The following is a 19,140-nucleotide window of genomic DNA, read 5'->3' on the forward strand; positions in this document are numbered from 1 at the left end:
ACTTTAAATCCGCTTGCCGAGCAAGGCCTGGACAAGCTGATTGAACGAGCTTTAAATGATGCAGAGCATGGGCTTGGATCATTGAATTTAAAACTTTCTTTGGAAGCCCGAAAATTTTTATGTGAAACATCCCGAGGCGACGCGAGATTTCTATTGAACACCCTGGAAACGATTGCCACTTTAAGCAAGCCGGGGCAAATCATCGAACTAGCTGATGTCGAAAAAATATTCGACAAGAGGGCCCTTCATTACGACAAGTCTGGTGAAGAACACTACAATGTTATTTCTGCTTTCATCAAAAGCATGCGTGGCTCCGATCCCGATGCCGCCCTCTATTACTTGGCACGCATGTTGGAAGCCGGTGAAGAACCGCTTTTTGTCGCCCGACGCATGGTTATTTTTGCAAGCGAAGATATCGGAAACGCCAACCCTGATGCCATAAACGTAGCCATCTCCTGCATGCAGGCCTTTGACTTTGTGGGCATGCCTGAAGGATGGATCCCTTTAGCTCAGTGCGCTAGTTACTTGGCTAGCTCCCCAAAAAGTAATGCCTCATACGCAGGCTACAAAAAAGCAAAAGCCGATGTGCATACTTACGGCCCTCTTCCTGTTCCCATGCATTTACGAAACGCCCCCACAAAAATGATGAAGGAAATGGGCTACGGAAAAAATTATCAGTATGCTCATGACAGAAAAGACCATATCGTCATCCAGCAACATCTGCCTGATCGACTCAAAGACAAAAAATATTACGAACCGGATGGAATAGGCTATGAAAAGAAAATCATGGAGTGGCTTTTGAAGGTGCGTTCTCAATGAAAATGTTCTTTTTTAAAATGTTGGCCATTTTCTGTGCGTTTTCTGCCTTCGTATTAGTTTTTTTCTTTTTAGAAAAACCCCAAACCATTCCCGAACCAGAAATCTCTCCAGATCAACGACTCCAATGTGTTTCTTACACTCCCTTCATCAATGACGAAGGGCCTTGGACATGGGGGGTTGTCATTCCTGACAAGAGAATCGAAGATGATTTAAAAATACTTTCTGGGCGCTTTGATTGTGTACGCACTTACTCTGTTGGTGGCCTGGAATATGTCCCTTATGCCGCTGAAAAATTGGGAATGAAACTCATGTTGGGAATTTGGGTGAACGCCAACCCCATAGACACCAAAAGAGAAATTTCAACAGCAATAGAATTAGCCAAAAAATATCCGGAAACCATCAAAGCCATCATTGTCGGCAATGAAACCCTCCTTCGCAAGGAGGTTCCTCCCACCCTTCTCATTGAATATATCAATGAAGTGAAAGCAAAACTTCCCTCCATCCCCGTAACCTATGCCGATGTTTGGGAGTTTTGGTTAAAATATAGCCAACTGGCCCCTCATGTTGATTTTGTAACGATCCACATCCTGCCTTATTGGGAGGATGACCCTGTTGGCATTGAAGGCGCCATGAACCACGTGGAAAAAATTTACAAAAAACTTCAGAGTAAATTTCCACAAAATAAAATTTTGATCGGAGAAACCGGATGGCCAAGTTGGGGAAGGCCGCGTGAAGCCGCCTTTGCATCCCCTATAAATCAAGCCCGTTACGTCCGTGGTTTTGTGGCCTTGGCCAAGGGAAAAGGATGGGATTACAATTTAATCGAAGCCTTCGACCAACCCTGGAAGCGAAATAATGAGGGAGCCGTGGGTGGATATTGGGGACTTTATAACGAAACGCGCTTAGAAAAGGGTGTTTTTGAAGGGCCCGTTTCGTTTATCAATTATCAAAAATGGTTTCTTTTAAGTGCCCTCATTCTTTCCATGATTTTTATTCTCATCGCATTCTGCCATTTTTCAGGCACCCTCCAATTAATCCAAATTGCCGTTTGGTGTTTTGCATTCACAACATCTTTTTTATATCAGCTCTACGATAACCATCTCATTCTTCGCAATGGCATGGAATATTTTTGGGCAACCCTCCTCTTCATCCTGTCATCTCTATGTTTTTTTGCGGGAGTCCCTCTTTTACTTAAAAAACAAATCTCTCATCGCTATACAGCCATTCTTAATGCCTTGAAGCTATGCACTCTTCTTTTGCTTGTTGTTACTTCGCTGGGGTTTGTCTTTGATGGGCGCTATCGAAGTTTTCCGACGGCCGTCTTTTTAATTCCTTCTCTTTTGTGTTTGATATGGAATGATCCCAAAGCTTCTTCCTGGAAACTTTTACTTCAAGCTCTTTTTGTTTCTTCCTTAATTACTTTATGGAACGAAACTTTCTACAACTTGCAAGCAATTGGCTGGATCGTCGTATGCCTGATTCCCACTCTAAGAATTCTCAGGCCACGCGATTTTTTCAAAAAACCCCCTTTCGTTTTATGCTTGGGATCTGTCGTGGTAATTTTTGCAAGTTTACTGATTCGAAAACAATTAATGGAGTCGGCATCCCTTGTGGAAATATGTGCCATTCAAACTCATTTCCTGTGCGAAATACGGGATGAAATAGGTTACTTCATCTATCTGCAATTTTTCGGGAGAGTTTCCTTGATTTTAGCTTGTATCAGCCTCGCCCTATCCAAAAAATCGATGGCGGACTTGGCTTTCGCTTTAAGTTTTTCAGGGTTAATTCTTTACAATTTTGACATTGCCGCTTTGGCTTTGGCCTTAAGTCTGGTTTCCTTGTCCATTCATCAATCAAAGGGTAGGCAAGATATTTTATCGGGGGTGATTATCAACGAAAATAATTCTTAGGGTTCAACCTGAAGCATTCGATAAATAGTAACCAAAGTTTCTTCTGCTTCGGCCACTGCTTCAAAATCGGTGTCAATCAAACCGTCCAAACCAACTCTTGCCAATGGAAGCCCCCCCAAAACATAATCGCAAACAGCTTGATAGGCGAATCTTCTCGCTAAAATGTCGTCTTCCGCAAAAAATACCTCATTTTTGTTTGCCGAGTAAATTTGCCAGCAGTCGAGTTTATCGGGACATAATCCAGCTTGCCATGCTTCCCTTAAAATTCTGTACAACCAAATGGCCCCGGCCCTTCGATCAAAAATGGAGTCAATCCGATAGACCCATGTTCCAGGTTCACCACTTGAAAAACCTTCACCCTCCCGGATGACCCCCTGTAAGGCGGCTTCATTGAGATCGGCAATGTAGGGATAGTCATCGGGTATGTTGGAAAATGGATTAGCCGGGGCCTCGTCATATTCCAGACAACCCTCCTCCCTCATCAAGCGCATCCCCAAACCCACCAAATCACCCCGGCCCATGGGACGATCCACATCATAATCCAAAGGCCACTGGGCAGTTTGTTGAGCGTGGTTCAAAAGAGGGACATGCTCAGGAATGTCGATTTCCTCCTCGTCATTGCCAAGTTCCAGCATTCGATAAATGATCAAGGCCGATTCACCCTTTGATACTGTTTGTTTCCCATAAACGCTGACTGCGGGATCCATGTTCTCATTCCAATCTACCAGCGCATCCAACATGAAGGCTACTTTGAAATAGGTACTTGAAATACCATAGGGTACCGCTAGCCCCGCAATATCCGGCCCATTATAAAATTGACTTAAATTACCAAAGTGAATGGCTTCTTCCTGGCCTTGCTTATACATGGCGCGTCCTGACTCCACGATCAATCCGGCTCGGGTTCGTTTGGCCTCAGGGTTGGGACAGGCCCCCGCTTTGAGAATCCTCCGATTAATGGCAAAGGACATGATGGGATCATTCTCACAAAATCCGCCTTCAAAGGCCAAGGCAGTTTCCCGGAATCCGCCGGCATTAATGAGAGTATCGATTTCCTCTTTAAGCGTGACTAAATCATCCGGTCTGAATTTTGTCTGGCCCACCTTGATCGGCCAATGCCCTGCATTTACCAAGGCACAAATCTCACTCTCAAAACGGTGGCCTGCAATGTCAACCAAGGAGGCGCACGCGTTCTGGTTGGGTCCGCAACCTACAGGACTGGTTTCATCTCCTGCTGGAGTGAGAGGGCACAAATCACTTCCGTCGCCAATCCCATCGCCGTCATCATCAGCATCGCACAGGTCCCCTTGCCCGTCGTTATCAAAGTTAGATTGTTGTGGATTAGCGAGCAGAGGGCAATTATCCCCTCGATCTCCCACTCCATCTCCATCCGTATCCGCTGATTCATTGGGATCATTTGGGAAGGCATCCTCGTTGTTAGGAACGCCATCATTATCATCATCATTATCGCAGGCATTTCCCAAACCATCCGCATCGATATCAGTCTGATCGGGATTGCTATTTTCGGGGCAATTATCATTGGCATCAGGAATGCCGTCGCCGTCCGAATCAGGGGCGAGAACTTCGCGGATATCCACTCGAACGTGGGGATCGTTGGCTCCCACAACGGCTGCGATGGGATCACCAAAATAGAAACCCGTTTTGCGGGCGATGGTGGAATATTGGCCTCCCGCCGGAAGGTCCACCCTGTAATAACCTGAGGAATCCGTCAAAACTGTAATTTGACCATTAAGGGTAACCGCCACATTCGAAATAGGAGAGCCATCCAAGGCGATGACATATCCCTCTATTGAATAGGATTGAATGACATTGAAATTATTTGTTGTTGCCGTGGCCGTTGAATTTCCATCGGTGGTGACAATTCTTAATTGATAAGTGGAAGGTCGGAAAGGCATCCATGTGAAGGAGCTGACATCGCCGCCGAGGCCCCTCACAATGGGGATTTGAACCCCATTGTCGATTAGATACAAATCGGTCGTGAGTTGAGCTGTGGAGTCTTCGCCACGGGCATTAAGATCACTCACATTAAAAGAAATGCGATAAGGCTCCTCGGTCATCACTATGCCAGGATTGGCAATGCTCACTCTCGGAGAAGGATCAGCAGGGTCGCTCACAACAACATCTCTTATTGTTAAGGAAATTGTTTTTTGATCGATGTACCCCAAGGTATCTCCGACTCTGACCCGAATTCTCGCTGTGGCATCACCTCCGGTCACATTGGGGGCTATAAAAATGACGCGGCGATTGTCCAAAGAATTGGGGTCCGGCAAAAACCATCCCTTATCCGTACACCAGTAAAAGAAGGCGCGGCCGCCGTTTGCTTCGTCCACAAAGGCGTTGGCTGTGATTGCTACCGTATTCCCTTCATTGACCTCCGTTGCATCAGGTATGACTCGCAGTGAAGGAGGCCTTACCCCGTTAACTGGCGGTCTTTGTTCATAGTTATGACCAATACATCGTTGACCCCGGGCATTAGCTTGTCCCTCTGCAATGGTCACGGTGCCCAAAGCTGCAGCAACCGTCGAGGGGTTATTGGAATCGACAACATAAAATCGCCAGTCATTGGCTGGATTCACATCCGCATCAATCGCTAAAACTTCAACCCCATCGTTGGGCGTTACGATGGCAAGCCTTCTCCAATTTCTATCTCCTGGATTACAATTATCCCTTTCATCGACAACGCATGAATCCCGCTTGATGGAGATGAGCATGGGGATATTGGGAGGGGCGTTTCTGTAGGACCAACTGACCGTAACTGGTCCTCCAAGGATGAACGATCCGCTTCTCGGTCGTATATTGGTAATTCTCCATCGGAGGAGATTGATTGTCCCAGCCGCCGCCGCAAAGGTCGAATTATCGTTTGAATCTGCAAGATAAACACGCCAATCATCGGAAAGATTCACATCGGCATCGATGGTGACAGTTTGCGTTCCATCATTGGATGTGCCTACAGCAAGCCGTCTCCAGTTGGCATCACCGGCGTTGCATGTCTCATTGCCATTCACGATACAGGAGTCTCTTTTAATGGAAATGACCATCGGGTTGTTTGCAGGAGCAGCATTGTAAGACCATGTTACCGTCATTTGCCCGCCCACATTGTAAGTGCCATTTGTGGGCTGGATATTGGTGATGATTCTTTGGATGAGATTGATAGTTCCTTGAGCGGCCGTAACCATGACCGGATTGTTTGAATCAGCGACATAAACGCGCCAATCATTGGCTGGATTGATATTGGCATCTATGTTCACGGTCTGTGTTCCATCATTGGATGTGCCTACAGCAAGCCGTTTCCAATTGGCATCACCGGCGTTGCATGTCTCATTGCCATTCACGATGCAGGAGTCTCTTTTAATGGAAATGACCATCGGGTTGTTTGCAGGAGCATCGGGATAGGACCATGTGACTGTCATTTGCGCGCCAAGAGCATATTGGCCACCGGATGGTTGAACATTGGTGATGGGTCTTCGATTAATGGTGATCGTACCTTGGGCCGCCGCAAAGACGGATCCATCGTTTGAGTCAGCGACATAAACGCGCCAGTTGTTGGCTGGATTGATATTGGCATCTATGTTCACGGTCTGTGTTCCATCATTGGATGTGCCTGCAGCAAGCCGTCTCCAGTTGGCATCCCCAACATTGCACGTCTCATTGCCATTCACGATACAGGAGTCTCTTTTAATGGAAATGACCATCGGGTTATTTGCAGGAGCGGCATTGTAAGACCATGTTACCGTCATTTGCGTACCAACATTATAAGTGCCGTTTGTGGGTTGGACGTTGGTGATTATTCTTCGAAGGTTAATGGTTCCTGGGGCGGCAGCAAAGGTGACATTGTCTACGGAATCAGCGACATAAGCGCGCCAGTCGTTGGCAGGATTCACATCGGCATCGATGGTGACAGTTTGCGTTCCATCATTGGATGTGCCTACAGCTAGCCGACGCCAATTTTTATCGCCTGCGTTACAAGGATTTGCATTACACCAATCTCTCTTGATGGAAATGATCATCCCGTTGTTGGCAGGAGCGGCATTGTAAGACCATGTCGCTGTCATCTGTCCACCAATGGTATAGTCGCCATTGGAAGGCCTCACATTGGTGATGGTTCCCGTTGTAAAACTCCAAATGAGCGAATTAGGGCTTCCATCGTTTGGAGAACCCGCACGGACCATCCAATAATAAGTTGTTCCTCCACGTAGCCTTCCATTGGGAACATCATAAAAGCTCACATTGGGAGTTTCATTGATGACGCATCCATTACAAATCCGTGTCACGTTATCTAAATTGCTGAGGGTATTTCGGTCAGGGGCGACAAAAACACGGTAAACAGTGGCTCCACCTACATTATTCCAATCCAACCTCACTGTTTTTGATTGATTGACGGCATTATTAGCCGGGCTAGACAATTGGGGCCTTGCAAGCGCTGCTAAAGCTGGTGAAGCTAGGCCCCAGCCCAGCCACCCGAAAGTGAGAATAAAAACTAACCTATGGAGTGACTTGTTTGACATCATTATTGACAGGTGGCATTACAACCAGCCTTGCCATTCTCAGCAATGCAGATCATCTTGGCGGCTTCCGCCCGGGTAATAATCTGGCCAGGCCCAAAGGTTCCATTGGGATAGCCTTCCACAATGGGATCCAACTCCCCGCTTTCATCCTCACGAAGTGCGCAAGCGTAGACAGAGGAATAAAACCAATCACTTCCGAACACGACATCACTGAATAAATTTTTGTCCCCAACCTCATAGGGTTCTAAGCCAAATGTATTGACGATCATTTTACTGGCTTCGGCTCTATTGATGGGGTTTGCCGGACAAAAATAAATTCGCCCTGGGTCGTTTGATCCATCGCAGGCGGTTCCTTCTGCGTAACCTTTTACAATTTGCTGATCTCGTGCGTAGTAAACCTTTTTCAAGTACCAGGGGATTTTATCGGGATCATCATCATCATCGTAGGGGATGTCCTGAAAAAAGGGAGCTTGTGGCTGATAGCTGTCGAAATCAAAATTAGGAAAAGCTGTTTTTAGAAGAATAGCTAGAAATTCGGCACGATTGATCTGATTATTAGGTCTAAAGTTCCCATCGAGATAACCGTTTATAATCCCGTCCGTCGCTAATCTGGTAATGTAGGGCCAATACCATTCCTGAGGAGTGACATCATGAAAATTTGGACATTGTTCTCCCGAATTTTGGTCGCTTATACCGGCTCCATCAATGTTTTCAAACTTCACCGCGTCAAAACCCACCCACATGTCCCCGGTAATGGAGGCGGCATTAAATGCCGATGCCAAATTCAATTCTACATAACCCTGTACCGTGAGATTTACACCATTGTTGTCGGTTATTTGAACCCAATTGTTATTATTGACGCTCTGATTGATGGCATTGGAGGCAACGAGATTTCCTGCGTTACCATCGCTACTGATGCTGTATTGTAAATTCGTGGCTGTAGCTCCTCCGGGAACATAAACGGAGATCCTGTATCTTCCGTTAACGCCCGGCTTCCACTTGACCGATGTTGAGTTGGTCCCTTGGATCAATTTGGCTGTGAGATAGTAGCCTGGAACATTATTGCTGTTTGCATCGTCAGAGAACGTTGATGAATATTCGTAAGGAGCTGTATTTAACTGATCGTTATCAACAATGACATCGTTGGCGCCGATAAACTGAACCATCACGGGGTAACCTTCAACCGAACTGCCGGCCGTTTTTTGCACCCATGGATAAAAAAGATAGGTCTGGCCAAGAGTATAACCCGAATTATTCCCATTCAATGATGTGTTGCCGATATCCACATTATCGTTGGAGAAGAGCCATTGCAGGTTGGCTGCCAATTCAACCGTATTTTCACGGTCGGTTCCTTGACGAACAAAAATACCTGTTTTACTGAAATTGGCCGAGTTAACTCTATTGAATGTTAACGAACCATATAAAGAGGCGCCGCTTCGGCCATACACGGTGTATTGATCAACAGAAGGGTTTGCCGATATTGAAACATAGGGCAATAGCTCACCATAACTAGGAGTCTCATCAGAACCAATAGCAATGGCGTCAGGGCTGTACCAAATTCTCCCATTGGAAGCGATCCCGGGCTCTTGGGTGGAGTTGATGACATAATAGGGATCTAGGGCATCAATCCTATAATTGAGATTTCTTTCATTATTGAGACAACCATCCCCCGGACAAGCCTCATCATCACCCACCCAGTTACTAATTTCTTGATTACTACCAACAAATTCTAAGTGGAGATGAGAATATGCATTACCTCCAACACATTCTCCTCCTTCTTTTCCGATCAATTGATACGGAACAATATAGTCGTCAGCCTCTACATCCCTTTGTCTTAAGTGAAAAATGATGGCTGAAAGGCTTTCGCCACTGGTTAATAAATTTTTTAGTGTTAGGCGGCCGCAGTCTCCTAAGGAACTCACACGGCCAAAACCATAAAAAGGGACGGGAACGCCGGCATTGATGCCTCCATCCAAATTGTAATCGTTACCAGTATGGGTACAAATTCCTGAGGATCCACAAGCTGCATTTGAATAATAGGCATGCTCCCAAAAATCTGTGGATTTTGCCCCATACTGAGTGATGTCATAGCGTCCAAAATCATCCGCTTTAGCCACAGAAAAAATCATCACGCCAAATGCAAGAAAGAGGCCGACTTTTATTTTTGAAATTTTCATGTGAGTAGAAAAATTTTTAGGGGATGCCTCGGGGTCTAGATCAAAAAAAGATGGGGGTCAAGGGATAAAAGCTGACACGTGCTTTTTCTCAAATCCTCTCCCGCTTGATCCAAACCAAATCCTGTTTCTTGAGTGAGTGGGCCAGATCTTCCCTCTGTTTTGCCCCTTTCATCAAGAAAACATGCCGCTTCTTCAAGAATAACAACTGCTCCTGGAAATTAGAACCCAAAATACTCCATTGGATGCTGCCAAGGTTTCAAAATAAAAAATACATCTAAAAGAGTGAAGTACCCCCCTCATCAAAACAATTGGCAGTTTTCTCCGATGAAGTTAAACTATGCTCATGACTTCCATGGATACGATGTTTATGAAAGCCGCACTTGATGAAGCCTTCCAAGGCTTGAAGGAAGGTGGCATTCCTATTGGAAGTGTACTCACCATCAATGAAAAAATTGTGGGGCGGGGACATAATCGTCGTGTGCAAAGTGGCAACCCCATTCTTCATGGAGAAATGGATTGCTTGCAAAATGCCGGAAGACTTAAGGCCAAAGACTACCAACGCGCCACACTTTACACCACCCTCTCCCCTTGTGACATGTGCACTGGCACCATTAAAATTCCACGCGTGGTAATGGCCGAAAATACCACTTTTCGAGGGGGTGAAGATCTGCTTTTAAAAAGAGGTGTGGAAGTGATCAACATGAATGTGCCTGAAGCCATTACCTTGATGCGCAATTTTATCAAGGCTCATCCGGAATTGTGGAATGAAGATATAGGCGTTTAAAACAAAATCAGCTGGATCCGATTAAACACCCACCACGGAAATGGCAATATTACGGGTTCTCGGGCCATCCAAATCAATAAAACATAAACGTTGCCACTCACCCAAAACAGGCTTTCCTTCGTGCACAATAATGGATTGGGAATGGTTTCCAAAAAGGAAGGACTTCATGTGGGAATCCGCATTTCGATCACACTTTGTATCAGACTCACAAAGATTTTTGGTGCGAATGGAACTATTATGAAGATAGGGCTTGGTGCGAGGGATGGATTCCCTCATAAACTTGTTGATATCGCCCAAAAGGCAGGGTTCATCCAGTTCATTCACCGCCACAACACAGGTTGTGTGCAAGGACTGAACTGTGATCGAGCCTTCTTGCACACCACTTTCTTCGATCCAGTCAAAGAGATTTTCAGTCAAATCATTAATATGAAAAAAATCAAAATCGGTAACATGCTCCCCGAGTTTAGGTTCCAATTCCAAAAGATTGTTTTGAGCTGTTGAAATTTCAATTTTTTTGAAAAAAGTGAGAAACTCGGTATTAAACGTCGGATACACTTTTTTTAAAGCGATGGCTGATTGGTTCATAATTTTTTGATACTTATGTTTATTACTGTCAAAAAAGCAACCGAAAATGATGATTTAAATCATAAAAACTATTTGACCTTAAGCATCCATTTTGATTTTTAGGACCCACCAAAGAATTTATTCACAATAAAAAAAGGAAAAACCATGACAACACCCTTTCCCAAACAGTTAGATCAAGTAAGCGTTCAACTTAAAGCCAATATTTATTTTGATGGAAAAGTAGTTAGCCACACCCTTCTTGAAAAAGATGGTTCCAAAAAAACCATCGGGCTTATCTATCCGGGGGTCTATTCTTTCAACACGGGGGCTCCTGAATGCATGATGATTACGGCAGGTACTTGTAAAATAAAACTAAAAGGTGAAAACAAATGGGAATCCTATGCAGCCGATCAGGCGATCGAAGTACCGGGAAACTCATCTTTTGAAATAAGTGTGGAAAACGGCATTGCTGAGTATCTGTGTTTATTTAGATGATTATTTCTCAAAAAGTTTTTTATATCCCCCATAGCCTTCTTTTTCCAAGTCTTCCTTGGGAATAAAGCGAAGGGAGGCTGAATTGATACAAAAACGCATCCCTTCAGGACCAGGCCCATCGTTAAAAACATGGCCTAAATGAGAATCCCCGGTTTTACTCCGTACCTCGGTACGACGCATCCCATATTGAGTGTCCGTCTTTTCGGAAACCAGGCTTGAATCAATGGGTTTGGTAAAACTGGGCCAACCCGTCCCTGAATCAAATTTGTCAGTCGAGCTAAACAAGGGCTCCCCCGTAACCACATCCACGTAAATTCCTTTCCGGTGATTATTCCAGTACTCATTGGCAAAAGGCGGTTCCGTCCCTTCTTTTTGGGTCACGTGATACTGTTCCGGAGTTAAGCTTTTTTTGAGTTCAGCATCGTTTGGCTTGCGATATTGATTCACAATTTCCTCCCTGGAAAGAGACCTGAAAAAATCATCTCGTCCTGAACCTAAACGGTACATTTTGTAATGCATGCTATTGGTTTTGTAATAGTTTTGATGATACCCTTCAGCCGGATAGAATTTTTTGAATGGATAAATCCCCGTAACAATGGGTTTGGCAAACCGTTTCGTACTCATCAATTGTTTTTTGGATTCTTCAGCCAGAACACGTTCTTCTTCATTATTGTAATAAATACCCGTACGATACTGGGACCCACGATCAACAAACTGTCCCCCATCATCAGTGGGATCAACATTTTGCCAAAATATTTCCAAAACTTGGCTAAAACTCACTTTAGAAGCATCGTAGGTTACCTGGATGGCTTCCAAATGCCCTGTTTTCCCAGAACAGACCTCTTCATAGGTGGGATTTTCTTTATGGCCCCCGGTATATCCGGATACCACTTCTAAAACACCCTCTAATTTTTCAAAGGGGGGTTCCATGCACCAAAAACATCCTCCGGCAAAAACGGCTTTTTGAATGGTTGAAGACTTATCTGTTTGCATGCCTGCCATGCCTTCTTCCCTTCCCCATAGGAATAGAAGAAAACATACTCTGAAAATAAAAATATTTTTTTGAGAAAAAAAACGAAAGGAAACCATTTGCATTAAAACGGACCAGATTCCCCTTAGTTCTAAGGGGCTTTTAAGAATCAGGAGCCACTCGCATTGGCCTGCCAACGATTGGCCAATATTTGTTTGGTGCCTGAACCAAGATTTTTGCTGGCCATAAGGCTTTGGAGACGATCAATACGGTCCTGCGGTTTGGGATGGGTACGCATAATGGTGCTATAATTACGCCCCCCTTCCTGGTTTTTAAGAAGGTTCAAAAAACTAATAAAAGCCTTTGGATCATACCCTGCCTTGGCGGCATATTGGATAGCCGCCGCATCCGCCTTGTATTCATCAGCACGATCAAAACCTTTTTCAAAAAGATGATTCACAAAAACAGGACCAATCTTTTTGATAAGCCCCCCGCCTACACCGGCTTGATCTGCCGCAATATCAGCCCCCGCTTCTGTTAGCGCGGCTGTTGTTTGACTTTTTTTGATGGCTTTAAGGGCATGTTTGTCGGCAACATGGGCTATTTCGTGACCCAACACGCCGGCCAATTCAGCTTCGGATTTAAGCTGGCTTAATAAACCGCGAGTCACAAAAATATAACCACCGGGGCATGAAAAAGCATTTACAATCATATTCCCCTGAGCATCACGAGCATCAACCACCTGAAAATGGTAATTGACATTGGGCCGTGAACTAACCTGGGCGACTGTCAAGCCCACCTTGCTGACATATTGATTTAATGCTTCCGAACCGGCGGGAGGAAAAGCTCCCAGAACAAGGGCTGCCAAGTCCCTCCCCATGGTGGCTTCATCAGGCTCAGGGGCTGCTTGCGCTTTGACGACTTTTTCACCAACATTAACCACCTTATCCAAACCCAAAAATCCTGCAAAGGCTGGACGAACCAAAAAACTGGTCATAAAAAACAAACTACCAAGACAAATAACTTTTTTTAAATTGCATGAACTCATTGTGAATCCCTCCCCAGTTTCCCCTGTTTTTGAAATTGATTGAGCTGATCTTTAGAAACATGGCGATTTTCCATTTTGGAAACAGCGCTATAATTGGGATAAGCTTTTAAGAGAGCCCGCCCCATCACATCGCCTCCGCGAACTCCTGCCGTGCCAGAAACCTGGGATGAACCTGAAGAGGAAAGTCCATCTTCGTCCTGAGCCATTGCATTTATGCTTAAGCCCGAAAGAAGAGCAAAAACAGATAAAGAAGCAAAAAGTGGTTTAGTCATTTTTTTCATAAGTTAAAAGAGAGTACATGAAAATTTAAATATCTGACAAGAATAAATTACTGAACCCCATAAATCCTGACCGCTTTTTCTTTCCCCTTCACTTTAACTTCTCCCAAATCACAAAATCTCTCCCTCTCTTTTTCAGGGAGCCTTAAATAACTGGATTCACTGACAATCAATTCAGTGTGAAACTCTTTATTCAATGATTCCAGCCTTGAGGCCAGATTGACTTCATCACCAATCACCGTATAGCTTTGAGAACGCACAGAGCCTATATTTCCAACGGTCACAACCCCTGTATTGATTCCAATGCCGATACGAAGCTCGGGTCGGCCTTCAGCCTTCCATTTTGCACGCAATTCAGAAACTTTTCTCGTCATGGCCAAGGCCGCCTGCACGGCACTTCGAGCATGGTCACAGGTCTTAAGAGGAGCCCCCCAAAAGGCCATGACAGCATCCCCGATAAATTTATCCAGCGTTCCTCCATATTCAAAAACAATGTCCACCATGCTTGTGAGATATTCATTTAAAAGTGAAACAACCTCATCCGGCCTTAATTTTTCCGAAAATGCCGTAAAACCCCGAATGTCAGAAAATAAAATGGTGAGTTCCTTGTTTTCTCCCCCCAACTCAAGATTTTTTGGGTCTTTAAGAAGTTCTTTTAAAACTTCTTCATTCATGTACTTTGAAAAAGCATTGCGTATGAATCTTTTCTCCCGCCCTTCGGTAAAATAATTCCAGATCATGTTTCCCGCCGAAACAAAAAACACACTTAAAAGCGGCAGGGCCATGGGAAAAGCCAATGAAAGAAAATGAAAGGATAGAGCCCCTATCGCAAAGACACAGAGCAAAAGGAGCAATGCCGCCAAAAAATCCCACAATGAGGATTTAATCCTGGAAAGCAGCAAAGCTGTAATCGCCGAAAGTACAAACACATAAATAATAACCAGGGCGGATGGAACCGGACGAATAAAATGAGCCCTTAATAAATTAGAAACAGCCGTGGCATTGACCTCTACTCCTGGATAAACCGAAGAGAAAGTCGTCACCCTCAAATCAAAAAGCCCTGCTCCGGTAACCCCAATCAAAACTATTTTATCTTTAAACAAAGCGGCTGCCGCTTGATGAAGTTTTTGATTTTCATCGTTTGCCAAAAACTGGGTTCTTGCCTTTAAAAGCTTGGAAACATCCACATATCTAAAAGCGCCGTTAGGGCCATACCAGTTCAGGGGCATTGCCTCTTGGATAAAGGAGGGCATCTGATTTTTTAAAACACTCTCGCCTACAAACTGGGAAGCCACCGCCCATGAAAAACCGGGATAAACCTTCTCCTGCCAATGATACCAAAGTTGGTACCGACGGGTTGTTCCATCAGGGTCCTCACTTAAATGAATACCCCCAATATCCCTTGCAGCCTGCAATAAATCAGGAAAGGGAAACAGGGCCGGGCCATGGCCAGGGAAATCAGCCGCCAAAATCACATTTTTGGCCTCACGTACCTGGGCCACAAAAAAATCATCCCCTGTGGGATCGTTTAAATTGTGTTCTGGATAAAGAACATCGATCCCCACGGTGCGCACACCAAGTTGATTTAGGTATTGAACGATCTCTCCCATGGTGCGGCGCGACCACGGCCAACGGCCAAGTTCGGGTTCCATTTCTTTTAGGGAAACATCATTAATAGCCACAATCACCACGGAAGGGTCCGGTTGGATGGGACGGGAAAATTGTGTAAATTGAATATCAAAAATCTTGTGTTCCAAAAAATGAATCCAGGCCCCTGCCGTTGTAGGTAGAAAAAAATAGAGAATCATCAAAAAAGAAGGAACTGCCAGGGAAGAAAAAAACCAGACCCAAAAAGACTTTTCAATTTTTTGATTGGAAAAAGAGGCCACTTGGGGAAAGAGTGTACAAGAAAAACCTTGTCCAAGAAACAACATTATGAAACAGCTTCAATCCTTTCGTATCCCCTATCAAAAAGATCCCAACCTCAATTTACTTGTCGCAGGGCATTTGGGTGTTGATGCCAAAGACATTTCAAACATTCGCATCCTCAAACGGAGCCTGGATGCCCGCAAGAGAAATCATTTTTACTGGGTTTATTCATTGGAAGTGTATCTGCAAGGGGAAAGCCCAAAAAATCTTGAAGAACCTTTTCCCCTCTTAAAATGGACAGGGCCCCCTCCCCTGATCATTGGGGCCGGTCCTGCGGGGCTTTTTGCCGCATGGACTTTGTTGGAACATGGCATACGACCCATTCTTTTGGAACGGGGAATGAGAACCTATGATCGCATGCGCAAAATAAGCCTCTATTGGAGACAGGGACTTTTGGATGAAAACAGCAATGTCTGCAATGGTGAAGGGGGGGCCGGCACTTTCAGTGACGGCAAACTCATCACGCGCATCAAAAGCCCCTACATATCCCAGGTGATGCGGGCCTTTGTCAATTATGGGGCTCCCCCCGAAATTACCTATGCCTACAATCCCCATGTGGGAAGTAATCTGATCCGCGAAGTCATCCGGAAAATGAGTGATGACCTGATGGCCAAAGGAGGAGATTTAAGATTTTCAACCCGTGTCGAGCGCTTGCACATAAAAAATAAAAAGGTGGAAGGCCTCTATCTGGCCAATGGAGAATGCATTGAAGGAACCGGGCTCATCCTGGCCTGTGGCCATAGCGCCGGCCGTTTTTTTGAAACTCTTAAAAACGATGGGGTCCAGTTTGAACCCAAATCATTTGCCCTCGGGTTAAGAATTGAGCACCCTCAAGGTTATATTAATGAATGGCAGTACGGAAAAACCCCCTTGGAAAATCTTGACCCGGCCCAATATAAACTTACCCATCATTGGGCCCGTGAAGAAGTGGGTGTTTACACTTTTTGTATGTGTCCGGGGGGCTATGTCATTTCAAGCACGACCGATCCGGGAACAGTTGTCGTCAATGGCATGAGCAATTATCATCGCAATTCGCCCTGGGCCAATGCAGCGGTCGTCTGCAGCATCGATCATGAAAAAATTCCCGGAGAGAACCCGTTTAAAGTGATGCATTTTCAACGAGGTATTGAAAAAAAAATGTACGAAGCCAGCCAAGTAGAAGGCCCCTCCCACGCCATTCCGGCCCAGCATCTGGAAGATTTTCTGGAAGGAAGAAAAGCATCCATCACCGTAAAATCAAGCTGCCCTTCCGGTGTCATTGCCAGTGATTTATCCAAACTTCTTCCGCCAGAAATATATAATTATTTGTGCCAGGGGCTTCTTGGTTTTGATAAAAAACGTAAAGGGTTTAATCATCCTAAAGCTCTTCTGCATGCCGTTGAATCACGCACTTCATCCCCTGTGCGCATTCCGCGACACTCGGAAACCATGGAAAGTGTCAGCACGGAAGGCTTGTTTCCCTGCGGTGAAGGGCCTGGATATGCCGGCGGAATCACCAGTGCCGCCGTGGATGGCATTAATGCCGCCCTGGCGTGGATCCAAAAATTTACCTAAACGGAACAGAATTTTATTTGCAAATCGGCAACACTTCCTTTATCCCAGCCAAACTTATTCTTTCCCCCTTTATCACCGCGTAGCGGGATCAACGGTATGAACCCCAGGGCAAGCCCTGGACCCAAAATTCCGTGGCAAGCCACAGGGTTTTGACCCGGCAAGGCGCGTCCCCGAAGCCAACGAGCGTAGGGGATAAAGGGGGAAGTAGTATAAAACTATGCTCTCCATTTTTGACTTAACAAAATCATTCGGCCCGCAGGTGCTGTTTGAAAATGCCTCTCTTAAAATGTCTTCTGGCGAACGCTTGGGGCTTGTGGGGCGCAATGGATACGGAAAGTCGACCATTTTTCGCATGATTCTTGGTGAAGCAAAACCCGACTCCGGAACCATCACCACACCCAAAAACTACCGCATCGGCCATTTGGCGCAACATCTTCACTTTTCCAAACCCACCGTTTTGGAAGAAGCCTGCTTAGGGCTTCTTCCCGAAGAAGAATACGACCATTACAAGGCCCAAACCATTCTCTCAGGCCTGGGCTTTACCGAAGAGGACATGGCAAAATCCCCTTCCGAGTTTTCAGGAGGTTTTCAAATCAGGCTCAATTTGGCCAAAGTACTTGTTTCAAACCCGAATCTGCTTTTGCTCGATGAACCCACAAACTATCTCGACATCATATCAATACGCTGGATAACCCGTTTCTTAAGGGCGTGGAAAAACGAGCTGATCATCATCTCGCACGACAGGGAATTTTTGGATTCCGTCACGACACACACGGCTCTCATTCACAGACAAAAGATAAAAAAAATTGAGGGGCCCACTGAAAAGCTCTATGCCCTTATCGAACAAGAAGAAGAAACCTACGAAAAAACCCGTATCAACCAGGAAAAACAGCGCAAGCATGCCGAGGCTTTTATCAATCGCTTCCGTGCTCAGGCCAATAGAGCGGCCATGGTCCAGTCACGGGTAAAAATGTTGGACAAGCTTCCCAAACTCCAGGAGTTATCCAACGTCCAGGATCTCGATTTCCAATTCCACTATTCTCCTTTTGTTGCCAAAACAATGATGGAAGTTTCAAACTTAAGTTTTTCGTTTGATTCAGAAAATTTTCTCATCAACGATTTAAGCTTAACCATCAGCTCCAAAGACCGCGTGGCCATCATTGGGAAAAATGGCAAGGGCAAGTCCACACTCCTTAATCTTTTAGCCGGCGAACTGAAGCCAAACAATGGCGACGTCACCAGCCATCCAGACACAAAGCTTGGCTATTTTGGACAAACCAATATCAACCGGCTTAATCTCAAAATAACCGTTGAAGAAGAAATAACCCAGGCCAATACAAGCCTTGGGCGGACACAGGTAAGGGGCATTTGCGGCATCATGATGTTTAGCGGGGAACTTGCCGAAAAAAAGATTTCAAACCTCTCAGGGGGTGAAAAAAGCCGCGTGATGCTGGGTAAAATTTTGGCCCAGCCTTCAAATCTTCTTTTTTTGGATGAGCCCACCAACCACCTGGACATGGAATCCATCGAAACGCTTATTGAAGCCATCGAAAACTTTGACGGCGCTTCGGTAGTCGTCACTCACAGTGAAGAAATTTTAAGACGTGTGGCCACCAAACTTGTTGTCTTCCATCATGGGATTGCAGAAGTATTTAATGGCAATTACGACGATTTCCTTGAAAAAATTGGATGGGAAGAAGAAGGGGGCAAATCCAGCAAAACAAAAACACCCTCTTCCAATCCTAAAAAACCGGAAGCCCCTCTTGAATCCAACAAGAAAGACCGACGCAAACAGAGATCCGATATTATTTCCGAGCGTTCAAAGGCCTTAACCCCCCTCAACACGGAAATAGAATCTCTGGAAAAGGAAATATGCTCCCTGGAAAAAATAGTTGAAGAAACAAACAATGACCTCATCAAGGCCTCCCAAGAAAAAAACACAAATGCCTTCATCAGTCTTTCGCAAACCTTAAAAAACACCCAGAAACAAATTGATGAAAAATTTGGCCGACTGGAAATGAATTCCAAGAAACTACAGGATCAAACTCAAAAATATGATGCTCTCTTGAAAGAATTAGAATAAGATCTG

The 19,140-nt window shown here is 45.1% G+C and carries 12 protein-coding genes and 1 pseudogene (1 of these 13 running past the window's edge); 6 read left to right on the plus strand and 7 right to left on the minus strand.

Features of this window, described 5'->3' with window-relative positions; genetic code table 11:
* Both A2048_02105 and A2048_02110 read left to right on the plus strand, forming a co-directional pair.
* Positions 1–819: pseudogene (locus A2048_02105) on the plus strand (hypothetical protein) (it extends 368 nt beyond the left edge of the window).
* Entirely contained in the window at positions 816–2,729 is a 1,914-nt protein-coding gene (locus A2048_02110; protein ID OGP10714.1) for a hypothetical protein, read from the plus strand. Before A2048_02105 ends, A2048_02110 begins: the two are co-directional and overlap by 4 nt.
* On the opposite strand, the gene A2048_02115 is transcribed toward A2048_02110, so the two are convergent.
* Together A2048_02115 and A2048_02120 are read right to left on the minus strand one after the other, a co-directional pair.
* Positions 2,726–7,255 (minus strand): hypothetical protein, encoded by a 4,530-nt coding sequence (locus A2048_02115; protein OGP10715.1) that lies wholly within the window; start codon positions 7,253–7,255, stop codon positions 2,726–2,728. The genes A2048_02110 and A2048_02115 overlap by 4 nt on opposite strands.
* Entirely contained in the window at positions 7,255–9,429 is a 2,175-nt protein-coding gene (locus tag A2048_02120; GenBank protein OGP10716.1) for a hypothetical protein, read from the minus strand. The genes A2048_02115 and A2048_02120 overlap by 1 nt, the downstream gene beginning before the upstream one ends.
* A 352-nt stretch (positions 9,430–9,781) precedes the next feature.
* Here A2048_02120 and A2048_02125 point away from each other — a divergent pair, with 352 nt between their 5' ends.
* Positions 9,782–10,213, plus strand: coding sequence for a tRNA-specific adenosine deaminase (locus tag A2048_02125; GenBank protein OGP10733.1), 432 nt, complete (start codon positions 9,782–9,784; stop codon positions 10,211–10,213).
* 21 nt (positions 10,214–10,234) lie between these two features.
* Here A2048_02125 and A2048_02130 read toward each other — a convergent pair whose 3' ends face one another.
* Entirely contained in the window at positions 10,235–10,687 is a 453-nt protein-coding gene (locus A2048_02130) for a hypothetical protein (protein OGP10734.1), read from the minus strand.
* 255 nt (positions 10,688–10,942) lie between these two features.
* Between A2048_02130 and A2048_02135 the strand changes: the two genes are divergently transcribed.
* Entirely contained in the window at positions 10,943–11,272 is a 330-nt protein-coding gene (locus A2048_02135) for a hypothetical protein (GenBank protein OGP10717.1), read from the plus strand.
* Here A2048_02135 and A2048_02140 read toward each other — a convergent pair whose 3' ends face one another.
* From A2048_02140 to A2048_02155, 4 genes are all read right to left on the minus strand, one after another.
* A complete protein-coding gene (locus A2048_02140; GenBank protein OGP10735.1) occupies positions 11,273–12,265 on the minus strand; it encodes a methionine sulfoxide reductase in 993 nt (330 codons plus the stop codon). It abuts the gene before it with no gap.
* A gap of 146 nt (positions 12,266–12,411) precedes the next feature.
* Positions 12,412–13,290, minus strand: coding sequence for a hypothetical protein (locus A2048_02145; protein OGP10718.1), 879 nt, complete (start codon positions 13,288–13,290; stop codon positions 12,412–12,414).
* Positions 13,287–13,562, minus strand: a complete 276-nt coding sequence (locus tag A2048_02150; GenBank protein ID OGP10719.1) for a hypothetical protein — start codon at positions 13,560–13,562, stop codon at positions 13,287–13,289. The genes A2048_02145 and A2048_02150 overlap by 4 nt, the downstream gene beginning before the upstream one ends.
* A 56-nt stretch (positions 13,563–13,618) precedes the next feature.
* Entirely contained in the window at positions 13,619–15,502 is a 1,884-nt protein-coding gene (locus tag A2048_02155) for a hypothetical protein (GenBank protein OGP10720.1), read from the minus strand.
* Between the two features lies 1 nt (position 15,503).
* Between A2048_02155 and A2048_02160 the strand changes: the two genes are divergently transcribed.
* Both A2048_02160 and A2048_02165 read left to right on the plus strand, forming a co-directional pair.
* Positions 15,504–17,051, plus strand: coding sequence for a hypothetical protein (locus A2048_02160; protein ID OGP10721.1), 1,548 nt, complete (start codon positions 15,504–15,506; stop codon positions 17,049–17,051).
* Positions 17,052–17,268: 217 nt separating this feature from the next.
* On the plus strand, positions 17,269–19,134 hold the full coding sequence (locus tag A2048_02165) for an ABC transporter ATP-binding protein (protein OGP10722.1): 1,866 nt from the start codon (positions 17,269–17,271) through the stop codon (positions 19,132–19,134).
* The last annotated feature ends 6 nt before the right edge of the window (positions 19,135–19,140 follow it).

The sequence above is a fragment of the Deltaproteobacteria bacterium GWA2_45_12 genome (assembly GCA_001797365.1).
Lineage (GTDB): Bacteria > UBA10199 > UBA10199 > UBA10199 > UBA10199 > UBA10199.